The organism is Brevundimonas sp. (assembly GCF_035626975.1).
Classification (GTDB): Bacteria; Pseudomonadota; Alphaproteobacteria; order Caulobacterales; family Caulobacteraceae; genus Brevundimonas.
The window spans coordinates 1-15,397 of record NZ_DASPMQ010000054.1 but is presented as its reverse complement, the minus strand read 5'-3'; the positions used below and the strand labels follow the sequence as shown (position 1 = coordinate 15,397).

The following is a 15,397-nucleotide window of genomic DNA, read 5'->3' as shown; positions in this document are numbered from 1 at the left end:
GCGAACGCGAACGGCCGGGCGCAACCGGCGGGGCTTGAAATAGCGGCGGCGAAACGTGAAGTGAGCCCGGCGGCGCCCGGTGTTTTCGCGGGGCCGGACGCCAGGCCCCGGCCGAGGAGACCCCCATGACCGACTTTCCCGTCACCGTGTTTCACAACCCCGCCTGCGGCACCTCGCGCAATGTGCTGGCCATGGTCGAGGCGGCCGGATACCGGCCCGAGGTGGTCGAATATCTGAAGACCGGCTGGGACGCCGACCAGCTGCGGGCGCTGTTCGAGGAGGCGGGGCTGAGCCCGCGCGAGGCGCTGCGCGAGAAGGACACGCCGGCGGCCGCGCTGGGGCTGCTGGAGGCGGGGGTCAGCGACGAGGTCCTGCTCGCCGCCATGGCCGAACATCCGATCCTGGTGAACCGCCCGATCGTGAAGACGCCGAAGGGCGCGGCCCTGTGCCGGCCGTCGGAGCGGGTGTTCGACCTGCTGGAGCGGACGCCGGAGCGTTTCGTCAAGGAAGACGGGGAGGTCGTCGTCCCGGCCTCAAGCAGCGCGACCGCGCGGTAGGCCGACAACAGTTGGTGCGGGCGGTCGGGCTCGAACCGACACTCCTTTCGGAACCGGATTTTGAGTCCGGCGCGTCTACCAATTCCACCACGCCCGCAGGGTCGTCGGCGGCCCTTGCCCTAGCGAGTCCGGGCGCGGACGACAAGCGGGTCCGGTTCAGCGCATCCGGTAGACGGTGCGGAATCCGACCCGCCACGGTCGGCGCCGGTTCGGCGGAGCGCCGCCGCATGAGGGGCGCGAACCTGTCGAAAGCTTAATCCGCGCGGCGCATCCGCTGCGCGCCGTCGCCGCCTCCTGATCGGGCAAGGAGACGACGATGACGCTGAGACATGTGATGACGGCCGCCCTCGGCGCGGTGGTGCTGTCCTGCCAGGGACCGGCGGCGGTGCTGGCCCAGGAGGCGGCGGCCAACGGGGCCGCGAGCCCGCACGCGGCGATCACCGGGGCGCACCGGGCCAGGGCGCTGGACACGCTGGACCGGCGGCTGGCCCACTATGTGATGCACGAGCGCACGCCGGCGATCCGGGCGCGGCTGGCGGCGCGGCGCGAGGCCTATCTGGAGCTGACCGATCCGGAAGCGTTCCGGCAGGCGATCAACGCCGACCTGCTGGCGGTCTCGGGCGACCGGCATCTGCAGGTGTGGATCGAGCCGCGCAGCCGCGACGACGTCATCGCCGGGGGCCCGCCGCCGACGATGGAGCAGATGTCGGCGCAGGAGGCGACGAACGGCTTCGGCGTGCGCGAGGCCCGGGTGCTGGACGGCGGGGTCGGCTATCTGGACCTGGCCTATTTCAGCGGCCACCCGGACGCGGGCGCGGCCATCGACGCGGCGCTGGCGAAACTGGCCGGGTCGCGGGCCCTGATCCTCGACCTGCGCAACAACGGGGGCGGCGGCGAGGCGGCGCTGAGGCGGCTGATGGGCCATCTGGCGGGCGAGCCGATGCGGCTGGAGGACATCCAGATGCGCCGCTGCGCGCCCGATCCGGCGGATCCCGAGGGCTGCGTGCAGGACGGCACGCGCGACGTGCAGGAACGGTATGCGGACGCGGTGGCGGCGCCGGCGTTTCCGGACCAGCCGGTCTATGTGCTGACCTCGGGCGGCAGCTTCTCGGCGGCGGAGGCGGCAGCCTACGGCCTGCAGGCGACGGGGCGGGCGACCGTGGTCGGCGAGGTCACCGGCGGCGGGGCCAACCCCTCGATCCTGATGGACCTGGGGCCGTGGTTCAGCGTGGTCATGCCGATCGGCGAGGCGCGGCACCCGGCGACAGGCGCGAACTGGGAAGGCGTGGGGGTTCGGCCGGACGTGGCCGCGCCGGCGGACCGGGCGCTGGAGGAGGCCTTGCGGCGGATCGGCTAGGCCGTCGCCACCGTCTGTTCGATGGCGCCGAAGATGGAGTGGTGATGGTCGTCCAGCATCTCGATGCGGACGGTGTCGCCGTGCTTGAGGAACGCGGTCTCCGGCTTGCCGTGGAGGATGGTCTCGACGGTGCGGACCTCGGCGATGCAGGAGTAGCCGAGGCCGCCCTCGCTGACCGGCTTGCCGGGGCCGCCGTCGGCGTCGCGGTTTGAGACCGTGCCCGAGCCGATGATCGTCCCGGCGCACAGGTTTCGCGTCTTCGCGAGGTGGGCGATCAGGGTTCCGAAGTCGAAGGTCATGTCGACGCCGGCGTCGGCCTTGCCGAAATCCCGGCCGTTGAGCTGGACGGCGAGTTCGCCCTTCAGCTTGCCGTCGGCCCAGCGGTCGCCGAGCGAGTCCGGGGTGACGAAGACGGGCGACAGGGCCGAGGCCGGCTTGGACTGGACGAAGCCGAAGCCCTTGGCCAGTTCGGCCGGGATCAGGTTGCGCAGCGACACGTCGTTGACCAGGCCGACGAGGCGGACGTGCGACAGGGCCTCCTCGCGCGACACGCCCTGCGGCACGTCGCCGGTGACCACGACGACCTCGGCCTCGAGGTCGCAGCCCCAGCTCTCGTCGGCGAGCGGGATGGGATCGCGCGGGGCGAGGAAGCCGTCGGAGCCGCCCTGATACATCAGCGGATCGGTCCAGAAGCTTTCGGGCATCTCGGCCCCGCGGGCCTGACGGACCAGGGCGACGTGGTTCACATAGGCCGAGCCGTCGGCCCACTGGTAGGCGCGGGGCAGGGGCGAGGCGGCCTCGCGCTCGTGGAAGCGGCCGCGCGGCACGCCGCCGTGCTCGAGGCTTTCGGCCAGCGCCCGGAGATCGGGCTCGACCCGCTCCCAGTCGTCAAGCGCCGCCTGCAGGGTCGGGGCGATCAGGAAGGCGTCGGTGAACCAGGCGAGGTCGCTGGAGACGAGGACGAGGCGACCGTCACGGCCGTGCTTCAGTGAGGCGAGTTTCATGCCTCAGGCTTAGGCGGTTTCCCGGCCGGGGGGAACAGGCTGCGTGTCAGTGATGGCCGCCGCCGTGGCTGAGGCTGGGCCGGCGCGGGCCGGGGTCCGACAGTTCGGCGACGACGCCGTCCATTTCACTCACCCGCGCGGCGCGATGGCGCCAGTAGTCGTTGAAGGCGGCGACGGCGAGACGCAGGGCGGCGTTGCGCTCCCGCAGGGTCATCGGCCGCTTGCCGGGTTTCGGCGAGGGGTGCGGCGGGCGGCCGGGCGTCGGCGGGTGAATCGAGATGGTCACGTTGGCGGCCGCGGGAGAGGCCGGGGCGGCGGCTTCGTGGTCCGCCTCCGGCTCATGCTTCTCCGGGGCGTGGTCATGGCCGCCGTGATCGGCCTTGTCCTCCAGATCGCCCTTGAGGGCGAGGGCGAGGGCGTCGACGCAGCCGGTCAGTTCGCCGCCGAAGTCCAGCGTCCGGCCGAGGCGGGCGCGCAGGACGCGATGAAGGTCCGCGGCCTGGGCCGGCAGGGTGTCGGTGTCGGCCTTCATGGCGGCCTTGGCGGCCTCATCGATGGCCTCCCAGATGGCGCCGGCGGCGTCCCCGCGTTTCGACCGCGCGCCGCTGCCCATCAGCCAGCCGATCATCGCCGCGACCAGCAGCGCCAGCAGGATCGCGCCCCAGACCAACGGGTCCGCGCCGATGAGAAGGGGCGCGTCCAGCGGCGCATTGGCCGGATCGGCGGTGGCGAAGTCGGCGCCGTAGGACATGCTGCTCCCCGCTGGAACGACCGCCGTTCGCGGACGGCGCATCTTGCTCCGAAGGCTCCGCTTGGCAACGGGAAAGGTTAACCTCACAGTGGATTCGCGCGAGGGGCGAGCGCCCAGACCATTTTTGTTTCAGGTCGAATCGACCTGAATCCAAAAAATGGTCCAGTTTCAATGTGGAGCGAAATCTGAGCCCCGACGGACTGCGTCCATCGGAACCGATTTCGCTCTAGTCGGGCGTGATCAGCGCCTTGGCCTCGGCCCCGGTGCGGGCCCCGACGTCGCGCACCTCGATCTCGACCGAGACGGCGCCCTCGGGCTCGTGGGCCCACAGGTAGCGGCGCTCGATCTCGACCTCGCGGCCGGACGGAGCGAAGCCGGTGAAGCTGTCGCCCCAGGGGGTGATGGCCTTGATCTCGGGCCAGGCCAGGGCGCAGGCGGCGTCCAGCTCCTCCATGGCCATCAGGGACAGTTCGTCGCGCGGGTCGGGGGCTACAGCCATCGGCGCACCCGGGCCCGGTAGGCGTCGTACTCGGCGCCGAACTTGCCGGACAGATAGCGCTCCTCGCGCTGCACGACGAAACGGTCGACGACGACGAGGCAGGGCAGGATGAAGGCCAGGGCGATCAGGCTGTCCATGGCCACCGCGAAGCCGAGGTACATCAGGGTGAAGCCGACGTAGATCGGGTTGCGGCTGACGCGGTAGAGGCCGTCGGTCGTCAGGGCGGTGGTCGGCTTCCACGGCTCCACCCGCGTGCCGAGACGGCGGAACTGGTTGGCGGCGGACCCCTCGAGGACCAGGCCGCCGACGATCAGGACGAAGGCGGCGACGCGCCGGATCTGCGGCTCCAGCCCCAGTTCATCCGGACCGCCCAGCGCCTTCGACAGAAGCCAGCCGGCGAGCAGGAAGCCGAGATAGATCAGCGGCGGCGGGGCGATGACGCCGGGATTGTCGCGGGGCGTATCGCTCACGGCCGCAGTTCCTCGTCACCGTAGATGGCCACCCGCGCGGGCGCGCTCGACGAGACGGCGCCGCGGTACATGCCGGAGGTGTTCAGGGCGAAGGCGGGCGCGCCGTCGAGACCCATGACGATGACTCCGCCGTCACCGCCGATCGAGCCGACATCGGCGATCTCGGCCTCGGCGGCGGTCTGGACGTCGGCGCCGGCCGCAGTGCGGTGGCAAATGTCGCGGGCGACGGTGGCGCGGATGAAATACTCGCCCGAACCGGTGGCCGAGACGGCGCAGCCGTCGGCGTTGGAGGCGTAGGTGCCGGCCCCGATCACGGGCACGTCGCCGACCCGGCCCCAGCGCTTGGCGGTCATGCCGCCGGTCGAGGTGCCGGCCGCGAGGCGGCCCTGGCTGTCGAGGGCGACCGCGCCGACCGTGCCGAATTTGCGCTCGTTCAGCGGCGGCTGCGGCAGACCGTTGGCCGCCTGCGGGCCGGGGGCGCCGGCGGGGCGCGCGGGGATCGGCTGGTTCTGGTCGCGCAGGGCCCGCTCCAGCCCCTGCCAGCGGCGTTCGGTGAAGAAGAAGGACGGGTCGACCTGCTCCAGCCCGACCGAGGCGGCGAAGGCGTCGGCGCCCGGGCCGATCAGCATGACGTGCGGCGACTGCTCCATCACGGCGCGGGCGGCGGCGATGGGATGGCGGGTGGTGGTCAGGCCGGCCACGGCGCCGGCGGTGCGGTCGGCGCCGTTCATGATCGCCGAGTCGAGCTCGTTCCGCCCGGCGGCGGTGAAGACGGCGCCGCGGCCGGCGTTGAACAGCGGATCGTCCTCCATGATCTGGATCGCGGCCTGGACGGCGTCGAGGGCCGATCCGCCCTCGGCGAGGATGGCCGAGCCGGCGTCGAGGGCGCGCTTGAGGGCGGCGCGGTAGGCGGCGTCCTGTTCGGGCGTCAGGCTGTCGCGCTCGATCACGCCCGCCCCGCCGTGGATGGCGAAGGACCAGCCGGCGGGGGCCTGGGCGGCGGCGGGCCCCGCGATCAGGGCGAGGGCGGCGGCGAAGGGGAGAAGGCGGGTCAGGATCATGGCCGCAGGGTCGGCCAAGCGCCGCCTCAACTCAAGGCCTGACCGCAGGAGGGGCGGCGCGACGCCTCGCGGGAGAACCGGGCGGCGATGCGGCGGGGTCGAGGGAAGGCCTTCACGGTTTCGTCCGGAGCCGCTCACGATCGGTTACGGCTTGTAAAGCCCGCCGCCCGGTGGTCCTATCGCCGCCTCGTCAGGGGAGGCGGGGTGCGCGTTTTCGCGCGCCATAATCGAGGGCGGTGCGTCCCTGCAATCAAAGGCTTGGCATGAACATAGTCATCTTGCTGGGGGTGATAATCACCCTCGTCACGGGCATTCCCGTACTTCTTCAAATCCTCAAGACCCACCCGAAAGGGCTGCTGGTCTGCTTCTTCGCGGAAATGTGGGAGCGCTTCTCGTTCTACGGCATGCGCGGCCTGCTGATCTTCTATCTGACCCAGCATTTCCTGTTCGATGACGGCTTCTCGTCCGGGCAGTACGGGTCGTACGCCTCGCTGGTTTACCTGCTGCCGCTGATCGGGGGGATCGTGGCGGACCGCTACATCGGTACGCGCAAGGCGATCATGTTCGGCGCGATCCTGCTGGTCGCCGGTCACGGCCTGATGGCGTTCGAGGGCAGCCCCGCGACCCAGACCCTGACCTATGGCGGCTCAAGCTATGAGGTCCAGATCGAGGGCCGCGGCGACAACCGCACCACCCAGGTCGTGGTGGGCGGACAGGCCTATAACTACGGGCCCGCCGAGGGCGGTGGTCTGGCGATCGCCGACCTGCCCGCCGGCTCCGCCGTTCCGGCCACCCTGGCCGAGGGGAGCTATGAGCTGGAGACCGCCCGCGACCCGTTGGGGGTAAACGTCTTCTATCTGGCCCTGTCGCTGATCATCATGGGCGTGGGCTTCCTGAAGCCGAACATCTCGACCCTGGTGGGACAGCTGTATCCGCAGGGCGATCTGCGCCGGGATTCCGGCTTCACCCTCTACTACTACGGCATCAACCTGGGGGCCTTCTGGGCCGCCGTCCTGTGCGGCATCCTGGGGCAGCGGTTCGGCTGGGGCTGGGGCTTTGGCCTCGCGGGCGTCGGCATGCTGGCCGGCCTGATCGTCTTCTGGCTTGGCAAGCCGTGGCTGCAGGGCAAGGGCGAAAGCCCCTATCCCGAACTGATCAGGAAGCCGGTCTTCGGCCCGATCAACCGCGAGTGGCTGATCTATATTCTCGCCTTCATCGGCGTCGGCGCCCTGTGCTTCATCGTCCCCAACCACAATGTGGTGGGCACCGGCCTGATCATCTCGACCATCGCGGCCCTGGCCTTCGTCATCTGGTTCATCATCTTCAAGTGCGACAAGGTTTCGCGCGAGCGGATGATGCTGGCCATGGTGCTGGTGTTCGGCTCGGTCATCTTCTTCACCCTGTTCGAACAGGCCGGCACCTCGCTGAACCTGTTCGCCGACCGCAACGTCGACCTGTCCCTGACCACCCAGGCCTACACATTCCTCGGCCTGCCGATGGGGTCGCCGGCGCAGGTGGCCGCGGCCGGAATGGACACGACCAACTGGTGGGGCTGGATCGACACCTCGATCACCGCCGCCCAGACCCAGTCGTTCAACGCCGGCTTCATCCTGATCTTCGCGCCGGCCTTCGCCGCCCTGTGGGTGTTCCTGGCCAAGCGCAAGATGGACCCGAACCCCGTGATCAAGTTCGGCCTGGGCATCATGCAGGTGGGCCTCGGCTTCCTGGTCATCGTCTGGGGCGTGAACTCGGGCATGGTCGACGACGCCTTCCGCACCCCGATCGTGCTTCTGGCGCTGCTCTACATGCTGCACACCACCGGCGAGCTGTTCCTCAGCCCGGTCGGCCTGTCGGAGATCACCAAACTGTCGGTGCCGTCCATCGTCTCCTTCATGATGGCGGTGTGGTTCATGGCCAGCTCGATCGCCCATTTCGTCGGCGGCATCATCGCGGGCGCGGCCGGGACCGAGACGGTCGGCGGCCAGGTGCTGGATCCGTCGGCGGCGCTCAACAGTTCGCTGGAGTCCTTCAACGCCCTGGGCTGGTGGGGCGTCGGCATCGGCGTCGGCTTCATCGTGGCGAGCTTCTTCATCGCCAAATGGTCGAACGGCGTGAACGATGCGGACAACCACCCGGGTCCGAGCGTCACGGACCGCGGCACCGAAGACGGCAACGTCGCCAAGCCTGGAGCGACCACGCCCAGCTAGGCCTCGCGCCCGGCTGAATCGGAAAGGGCGGGGCCTCGCGGCTCCGCCCTTTTTTGTCGGCCTTCCCGGCCTTCCCGGCCTTCGGCCTGGTTGAGCGCGCCATGAGCCGTCCGGCTTGCCCGGCGGTCAGAAGCTCTTGCGGATCTGCAGGAACAGCCACGGGCTCATCTTGGTGCGGCGAACCTCGCGGAAGGCGACCGGGGCGACGTCGCGCGGACCGGCGTAGATGTCGCGGTTGTAGCCGCTCTCACGGTCGGTGGCGTTGCCGACGTCGAGGCGGATCGTCGTGTTCGAGGACGGCTTCCACTGGCCGTACAGGGTCACGAAGGGCTCGTTGTAGAAGGCCCGGACCTCGCGGACGCGGAAGAGCCGCCCCTTGTCGACATTGCAGCCGTGCTCGAAGCCGTAGGAATACTTCCCGCCCTGCAGGTCGTGGTTGAAGTTGACGCCGCAGCCGAAGGCCTGGTTGCCCTGGAAGCGGCGGGTCTCGCCGGTCACCGGGTCGGTGACCTCGGTGTGCACCCAGCTGGTTCGCGCCTGCAGCCGGGCGTTCGGGACGCCCAGCTTGTCCAGCGGCAGGGTCAGGCGGGTCTCGAACAGGTCGAACGAGCCGTCGCCGATATTGCCGACGCCGTCGAAGCCGCCGGTGAGGGGGATGATGTCGACGACGTCCTCGACCTCGCCATGCTGGGCCGTCAGGGTCAGCACGCCCTCGCCCCAGAAACGGCGCTCGTAGACGGCCTCGACGATGGTGGTCTTCTCGGGTTCGAGATCCGGATTGCCGCCCTCGACCTCGCCGATGTCGATGTCGGCCGAGGCGACGAAGTCGCCGAAGTCCAGCTGGCCGACCTGACGCTCGGCGCGGAAGCGGAACTGGTGCCCGGTCCATGGGGTCCAGGTCAGCTGCACCCGCGGCTTGGGATAGACGAAGGACTTGGTCAGGTCGCTGTCGCCGGACTGGCTGATCTCCGAGACCTCGACCCGCAGGCCGCCCTCGAGGGTCAGCGTGGGACCGGGCCGCCAGGTGGCCTGGCCGAACGCCTCGCCGCGCAGCTCCTCCACCTTGACCGAGGACGACGGCAGCGGAATGGCCACGCCGTTCTCCTCATAGGCCGTGGCGCTGTCGAGGAAGTTGTAGGCCACCTCGCCGCCGCTCTCGAAGGCCCAGCGGTCGTTGGGGCGGAAGCGCAGCACGGCGCGGCCGATCGATTCGCCCGACGTCGCGTCGGAGGTGAAGGTCGAACTGTTGGGGCCGCTTTCGGAGACGCCGACATAGTCTTCGGTCGACCAGCGCTGCAGGCCGACCAGTTCGAGGCCCATCCGGGGCGACAGGTCGCGGGTCCAGTTGACGCCCAGTTCGCTGTTGATCGAATCCGACTCCTCGTTGCTGAAGCTGTCGATGCCCGCGCCGGAGCGGATCAGCACGTCCTGCGAACGCTCGTTCCCGAACCAGCCGAGCAGGCCGTTGACCTTCAGCTTGCCGCCGGCCAGCGGGCGCTGGATCGCCCCCGTCGCGCGGACGTTGCGGATGCGATCCCACAGCACCAGGTCGGCGTCCTGGATCAGGGTCCCGGACGGGTCGTAGCGGCGGCGGAAGCCGTCGCTGGTGCCGTCGGTGCGGTCGGTGGTGGCGCTGATCGACCCCTCGATCGAATTGTCGCCCTCGCGGCGGGAAAACTGGCCGGCGAGGATCGGACCGACGTAGCCATCCGGGTAGATGTAGGTGTTGAGCTCGAGCACCCGCTCGACGGTGACGGTGCGGCGCAGGACGACGTTGGCGATGACCGAGCGGCCCTGCATGTCGATGCCCGGCGCGCCGCCGCGGATCAGTTCGATGCGCTCGACGCTGTCGGCGGAAATGCGGCGCAGGACCTGGTCGAGGCTGTCGCTCTTGGAGGAGGGCCGGTCGCCGTCGATCAGCACATTGCCGGCCGCGCCGGCGAAGCCGCGCGTGTCGGTGTCGCCGGTGTCGAGGCCAAAGCCGGGCAGCCGGGCGATCATGTCGAGGGCCGTGTCGGGCCGGGAGTCGGCGAAGAAGGCCGGTTCGAACACCAGCACGCCCTGCTGGGCGGCGTCGACTTCGGGCGCGGACTGCGCCGGGCCGGTCGGGACCGGAGCCTGCGCGGCGCTGTCGGGGTTCGGCGACTGGTTCGGCGTGGTCTGGGCCATGGCCGGAACGGCCAGCACGGACAGGGCGGCGGTGGCCAGCCAGATGGTTTTCGTCATAGGTCCCTCTCCCAATTGGGCGGACCGTGCCCCGGCGCCCGGGGCGGCTCCAGTTACAAGCCGGACAGGTGGATTAATTCGCGGACAGGCTTGCGGCGGATGCGTGTCGCCCCCGCTCCGCGGCTACGGCCGGCCCAGTTCCCGCGCCAGGGCGACCAGCACCGCGCGCTTGGGCGGCGGGAGCCGACCGGCGATTCGGGCGATCTGGAGGACGACGCGGCCATCCGGATCTTCATCCGCGCCCGTATCGAAGGCGTCGCCGATCAGGGTCTTCAGCGGCATGTCCAGCGCCTGTGCGATCTGCACCAGACGGCCGAAAGGCACCGCCATCTCTCCGCTCTCGTAACGCTGGATCAGCTGATGGCCGCCGCCGACGATCGCGGCCACGTCCGCCAGCGTCATCCCCTTGGCGGAACGGGCCAGGGCGAGGCGTTGCCCCAGCAACCGGTTGTTCCGGGCCTCGGCTGCTCCATCGGATTTTCGCCTGGTGGTCATCGTCGCCAGCGCCCCTGTGTTGGCAACTAGCTCACCTGCAACGCAGATTTGTGTCTCTTCGCTGAAGCTTTTGCCGATGGCGGATGGCGCTCAACGGGCCAGACCCAGGGGGCCCAGAAGCCAGGTCAGCCAGACGCCGACGGCCAGAAAGACGCCGAACGGCAGGCGGTCCGCGCCCGAGACCGCGCGCCCCGTCAGGATACGGGCGGCGATGACGCTGAGGCCGGAGAGGGCGGCCCAGAGCAGGACGCTGGGCAGGCCGATCCATCCCACCCAGGCGCCGCCGGCGGCCAGCAGGAAAGGATCGCCGCCGCCCAGCCCCTCGCGCCCCCGGACCCGGCGGTAGCCGCGGGCGAGCAGCCACAGACCGCCGAACCCCGCCGCCGCCCCGGCGACCGCGTCGGGGAGAGGCAACCGGTCCAGCATCGCGGCGGCCGCGACGCCCGTGACCAGCAGGGGCAGCGTCAGGGGGTCGGGGAGCCAGAAATGCTCGGCGTCCACCACGGCGATGAGCAACAATTGCCAACCCAGCAGGGCCGTGATCACCGCCGCGACCGCCGAGGGCTGGCTGAGGGCGGCCCAGACGCCGATGGCCGCGCAGGCGGACTCCATCAGCGGATAGCGGAGGGGAATGGCCGTTCCGCAGGCGGCGCAGCGGCCTCTCGAGAAGAGGTAGCTCAGCAGCGGGATCAGGCGCCAGGGCGGGAGCGGCCGTCCGCATCCACCGCAGCGGGAGCGGCCGGCGACGATCGGGTCGCCCGCCGGGAGGCGCAGGCTGACGAGGCCGAGAAAGCTGCCCGCCAGAAGCCCGGCCCCGGCGAGCGTTGCGGCCAGCAGGGCGGCCGCCGTGTCGAAGGTCATCGCCACTCTCCGAGCGTGGGCCGTTGGCGGCCTTATGCGGATCCCGGCGCGCCCGCTACCGCGACCTAGCGGGGAATTGTGACGATCGCGCCGTACCGGGAGGGTGTTTCATCGAACAGCCAAGACAAGTTCACAGAGGTGCGCCGCAACCGTCACGGTTCGGCGTCCGCCGTGTCACATCCGGCTTCTACGAGGGCCCCGGGCAGGGGCGAGGTGTCGTCGACGGGGCGGTGCGTCCGGTCTCTTGCCGAATGATCCTTTGGACCAGACACGGTGGAAACGATGACCGGCCTTCGACTGACAACCCTGCTCGCGATTTCCGCCAGCGCCCTGACCCTCGCCGCCTGCGGTTCATCCGAGGTCGCCTCGCCCGGCGAAGGCGATTTCGGCGGCGGCGGCGGCGGCGGCGGCGGACCCGTCACCCCTCCCCCGGGGACGCCGGCGGCGGATTGCCCGACCGGTTTCGCCAATGTCGGCCTGGTCGCGGCCAACACCCTGCGCGTCTGCCAGCTGCCGCAGCAAATCCTCGGCGCCCTGACCGTGCCGCTGCGCGCCGGCACCATCTATTCGATCAGCGGCCGCACGGAAGTCGGCACCGATCGCGGCATCGACGCCGCCTCGCCGACCCCGGGCAGCGCCCAGGGCATCCTGACCATCGAGCCCGGTGTCCGCCTCTTCGCGTCGGGCGGTTCGGACTATCTGATCGTCAACCGCGGCTCGCAGATCTTCGCCGAAGGCACCGCCACCCAGCCGATCATCTTCACCAGCCGCCAGAATATCGAGGGCACCACCACCGAGACCTCGCAAGGTCAATGGGGCGGTCTCGTCATCGCCGGCCGCGCGCCGCAGGCCAACTGCCAGCTGACCGCGCCGGTCACCTGCACCGGCACCGTCGAGGGCACCAGCGCCTTCTACGGCGGCAACAGCCCGGCCGATAACTCGGGCCGCATCCGGTATGTGCAGATCAAATACTCGGGCTTCGAGATCGCGCCCGGAAACGAGCTGCAGGGCCTGACCATGGCCGGCGTCGGCTCGGGCACCACGGTCGATCACGTCCAGATCCACAACAGCTCGGATGACGGCATCGAGATCTTCGGCGGCAACGTCAATCTGCGCCACCTCGTCATCACCGGCGCCGACGACGACGGGCTGGACACCGACACCGGCTGGCGCGGCGGCGCCCAGTTCGGCATCGTGACGCAGCGCCCGCCCAACGCGACCAGCCGCAGCGCCGGTTTCGAGTTCTCGGCGGCTCCGGCCTCGACGCCGCTGGCCTCGCGCTACGTCTCGCAGCCGAAGATCGCCAACTTCACCCTCGTCGGCCGCAACTCGCCGACCGACGCGCACACCGTCGCTCACTTCGACACGGGCACGGACGCCACGGTGATCAACTCGGTCTTCACCAACGTGGCCGGCTCGACCGCAGGCTGCCTGGCCATCGCCGACGCAGACACCGAAACCAGCATGCCGACCTTCACCTCGGTGTTCATGTCGTGCGGCATCTCCTATCGCCCGGCCAACGCCGCGCGGTCGCAGACGGTGTTCACCGCCGGGACCAACAACACCGCAGCCGGAACCTCGACCCTGACCGCTCCGGCTGGGACGAGCCTGAGCAACCAGGTGCTGACCTTCATCAACGGCGCCAACGAGACCGCGGTCCCGGTGGCCAACGCCCCGGCGGTCTATCCGTTCTTCACGGCCACGACCTACATCGGCGCCGTCCAGAACGCCTCCGACACCTGGTGGCAGGGCTGGACCTGCGGCCTGACGGCAGGCGCGACCTGCTGACCACGGACGCGCGGCGGCGGCTCACCCGGGCCGCCGCCGGCTTTCGCTCCGTCCGTTGAACTCCTCCAAGGCGCAGATCATGAAGACCGCTTCCCTGACCCTGACCGGGCTCCTGCTGGCCACCAGCGCGCTGATCGCGCCCGGTGTCGCTTTCGCCCAGACACCCCCCGAAGTGACACCCGAGCCCGACGAGGCCGCGCAACTCGGCGAGATCGTGGTTCTGGGACGGCACATTCCCGAACCGAACCGCGAGAGCTCGGAGGTCGCCGCCTTCCTGACGCAGGAGGATCTGGAGCGGACGGGCGATTCGAGCGCCGCCGCCGCCCTGACACGGGTGACCGGCCTGACCATCGTCGAAGGCCGGTTCATCTATGTTCGCGGCCTGGGTGAGCGCTATTCGTCGGCCTTGCTGAACGGCTCCCCCCTGCCGAGCCCGGAACCGCTGCAACGCGTTGTGCCGCTGGACCTGTTTCCCGCGAGCATCCTTGAGAGCGTGACGGTCCAGAAGACCTACTCCTCGAACTTCCCGGGCGAGTTCGGCGGCGGCGTGATCGATCTGCGCACCGTCGACGCTCCGAGCGAGCCCTTCTTCACCCTGTCCTCGTCGATCGGGGCGAACAGCGAGACCACCAACGAGGAAGGCCTGATCTATTACGGGTCGCGCACCGACTTCACCGGGTTCGACGACGGTACGCGGGACGTGCCGGGACCGATCGCCCTGGCCTTTGGGTCGGGCCAGCAGATCAACCGGGCGAATTTCTCGACCGACGAGCTGCAGGTGATGGGCCAGGCGCTGGTCAACGCCCCGCTGCGCCTGCTGCAGCGCGACACGACGCCGGTGAATTTCGGTTTCGACGCGGCGGGCGGTTTCTCCAGCGACAGCAGCCTCGGGACGCTCGGCCTGATCGGCGTCGCCGGCTACAGCAACACCTGGAGCACCCGGCGCGGCTTCCAGGAGGAGGGCCAGTTCTCGGGTGACGTCCTCGTTCCGGTCACGAGCAAGGCGTTCGAGTCGAACCAGAACGACATCCAGCTGAACCTGCTGGCGGGACTGTCACTGACCAATCCCGACCATGAGCTGAAGTGGACCAACCTCTATGTCCGCAGCACCACCAAGGAAGCTCGCATCAGCGCCGGGCCGGACCTCAGCGTGGGCGGCGGCATTCTGCGCGACGACTACACCGAGTGGTTCGTGCGTCAGCTGTTCTCCAGCCAGCTGGCCGGCGAGCATTTCTTCATGGACGGCGCGCTGGAGTTCGACTGGCGCGCGGCCTGGGCCCGGACCTCGCGGGACGCGCCCTATGAATCCCGCTTTCAGTACGGGGTGAACGCCGACGGCGACTACATTCACAACCCGTCCAACCTGATCTCGTTCAGCGAGCTGGACGAGGATGTGCTCTCGGGCGGCGCGGACGTCAGCTACGCCCTGCCGCTGTCCGACGCGCGGGAGGCCGTGTTCAGCCTCGGCGTGGCGTATACCGACAGCAGCCGCGAGGCGACCCGCTACGACCTGCAATTGGCGGCGGTCAGCGGCCTGACCGACGAGCAGCGCCAGTCGCGGATCGACTTCCTCTACTCGGACTTCAACATCAACCCGACCACGATCGAGCTGCGCCAGGTCGCGGGCACGAACGGCGCCGGCGCCTATGACGCCTCTCTCGAGGTCGGCGCCGTCTACGCCCAGGTCGACGCCGAGATCATCCCGCTGGTCCGCACCACGCTCGGCGTCCGCTTCGAGGACAGCCAGCAGTCGGTCACGCCGCGCGACCTGTTCGGCGGGTCGACCACCTTCCCGGCCACGGAGATCGAGGAGCAGTATTACCTGCCCTCCTTCACCGCGACGTGGAATTTCGCCGAGGATCAGCAGGTCCGGCTGGGGGCCTCGCAAACCATCGGCCGGCCCCAGTTCCGCGAACTGGCGCCCCAGTCCTACATCGATCCGGAAAGCGACCGCGAATTCACCGGCAACCCGTTCCTGGTGGACACCGAAATCCTCAATCTCGACGCCCGGTACGAGTGGTATTTCGCCCGGCAGCAGTATCTGACGGCCGGCGTCTTCTACAAGGATCTGGACAAGCCGGTGGAGTCGGTCGTGGTGCTGACCGGCGACCAGCGCCAGCA

13 protein-coding genes and 1 tRNA gene are annotated in these 15,397 nt (G+C 69.8%); 5 read left to right on the top strand and 9 right to left on the bottom strand.

The features are described from left to right. Window positions 1-125: 125 nt before the first annotated feature. On the top strand, window positions 126-557 hold the full coding sequence (gene arsC / locus VEB62_RS13515; RefSeq protein WP_324800654.1) for an arsenate reductase (glutaredoxin): 432 nt from the start codon (window positions 126-128) through the stop codon (window positions 555-557). A 12-nt stretch (window positions 558-569) separates the two neighbouring features. Here arsC and VEB62_RS13510 read toward each other — a convergent pair. After that, window positions 570-654: transfer RNA gene (locus tag VEB62_RS13510), tRNA-Leu, on the bottom strand. 219 nt (window positions 655-873) lie between these two features. Between VEB62_RS13510 and VEB62_RS13505 the strand changes: the two genes are divergently transcribed. Continuing rightward, complete coding sequence (locus tag VEB62_RS13505; protein ID WP_324800651.1) at window positions 874-1,914, top strand: S41 family peptidase; 1,041 nt, start codon at window positions 874-876, stop codon at window positions 1,912-1,914. Here VEB62_RS13505 and VEB62_RS13500 read toward each other — a convergent pair. The 5 genes from VEB62_RS13500 to VEB62_RS13480 form a co-directional block, all read right to left on the bottom strand. Further along, window positions 1,911-2,918 (bottom strand): fumarylacetoacetate hydrolase family protein, encoded by a 1,008-nt coding sequence (locus tag VEB62_RS13500; protein ID WP_324800649.1) that lies wholly within the window; start codon window positions 2,916-2,918, stop codon window positions 1,911-1,913. The genes VEB62_RS13505 and VEB62_RS13500 overlap by 4 nt on opposite strands. A 46-nt stretch (window positions 2,919-2,964) precedes the next feature. Then, complete coding sequence (locus VEB62_RS13495) at window positions 2,965-3,669, bottom strand: hypothetical protein (protein ID WP_324800646.1); 705 nt, start codon at window positions 3,667-3,669, stop codon at window positions 2,965-2,967. A 226-nt stretch (window positions 3,670-3,895) separates the two neighbouring features. Then, on the bottom strand, window positions 3,896-4,168 hold the full coding sequence (locus tag VEB62_RS13490) for a hypothetical protein (protein ID WP_324800643.1): 273 nt from the start codon (window positions 4,166-4,168) through the stop codon (window positions 3,896-3,898). Beyond that, the gene (locus tag VEB62_RS13485) at window positions 4,159-4,638 is read right to left on the bottom strand and encodes a methyltransferase family protein (RefSeq protein WP_324800641.1); all 480 of its coding nucleotides are present in this window, start codon (window positions 4,636-4,638) and stop codon (window positions 4,159-4,161) included. The genes VEB62_RS13490 and VEB62_RS13485 overlap by 10 nt, the downstream gene beginning before the upstream one ends. After that, window positions 4,635-5,699 (bottom strand): isoaspartyl peptidase/L-asparaginase family protein, encoded by a 1,065-nt coding sequence (locus VEB62_RS13480; RefSeq protein ID WP_324800858.1) that lies wholly within the window; start codon window positions 5,697-5,699, stop codon window positions 4,635-4,637. The genes VEB62_RS13485 and VEB62_RS13480 overlap by 4 nt, the downstream gene beginning before the upstream one ends. Before the next feature lie 263 nt (window positions 5,700-5,962). Here VEB62_RS13480 and VEB62_RS13475 point away from each other — a divergent pair, with 263 nt between their 5' ends. After that, entirely contained in the window at window positions 5,963-7,906 is a 1,944-nt protein-coding gene (locus VEB62_RS13475) for a peptide MFS transporter (protein WP_324800638.1), read from the top strand. A gap of 126 nt (window positions 7,907-8,032) precedes the next feature. Here the strand turns inward: VEB62_RS13475 and VEB62_RS13470 are convergent, their stop codons facing one another. The 3 genes from VEB62_RS13470 to VEB62_RS13460 all read right to left on the bottom strand — a co-directional run bounded on the left by VEB62_RS13470 (window position 8,033) and on the right by VEB62_RS13460 (window position 11,488). Then, window positions 8,033-10,132 (bottom strand): TonB-dependent receptor plug domain-containing protein, encoded by a 2,100-nt coding sequence (locus tag VEB62_RS13470; protein ID WP_324800636.1) that lies wholly within the window; start codon window positions 10,130-10,132, stop codon window positions 8,033-8,035. A 123-nt stretch (window positions 10,133-10,255) separates the two neighbouring features. Next, window positions 10,256-10,627: a helix-turn-helix domain-containing protein gene (locus VEB62_RS13465; protein WP_324800633.1), complete on the bottom strand. Its 372-nt coding sequence runs from the start codon at window positions 10,625-10,627 to the stop codon at window positions 10,256-10,258. Window positions 10,628-10,717: 90 nt separating this feature from the next. Further along, window positions 10,718-11,488 carry a prepilin peptidase gene (locus tag VEB62_RS13460; protein WP_324800630.1) on the bottom strand — a complete coding sequence of 257 codons (771 nt, stop codon included), beginning with the start codon at window positions 11,486-11,488 and terminating at the stop codon, window positions 10,718-10,720. Between the two features lie 282 nt (window positions 11,489-11,770). Here VEB62_RS13460 and VEB62_RS13455 point away from each other — a divergent pair, with 282 nt between their 5' ends. Both VEB62_RS13455 and VEB62_RS13450 read left to right on the top strand, forming a co-directional pair. Next, window positions 11,771-13,276: a beta-helix domain-containing protein gene (locus tag VEB62_RS13455; RefSeq protein ID WP_324800628.1), complete on the top strand. Its 1,506-nt coding sequence runs from the start codon at window positions 11,771-11,773 to the stop codon at window positions 13,274-13,276. 79 nt (window positions 13,277-13,355) lie between these two features. Continuing rightward, window positions 13,356-15,397: TonB-dependent receptor domain-containing protein (locus VEB62_RS13450; RefSeq protein ID WP_324800625.1), on the top strand; the 2,042-nt coding region annotated here is incomplete at its 3' end.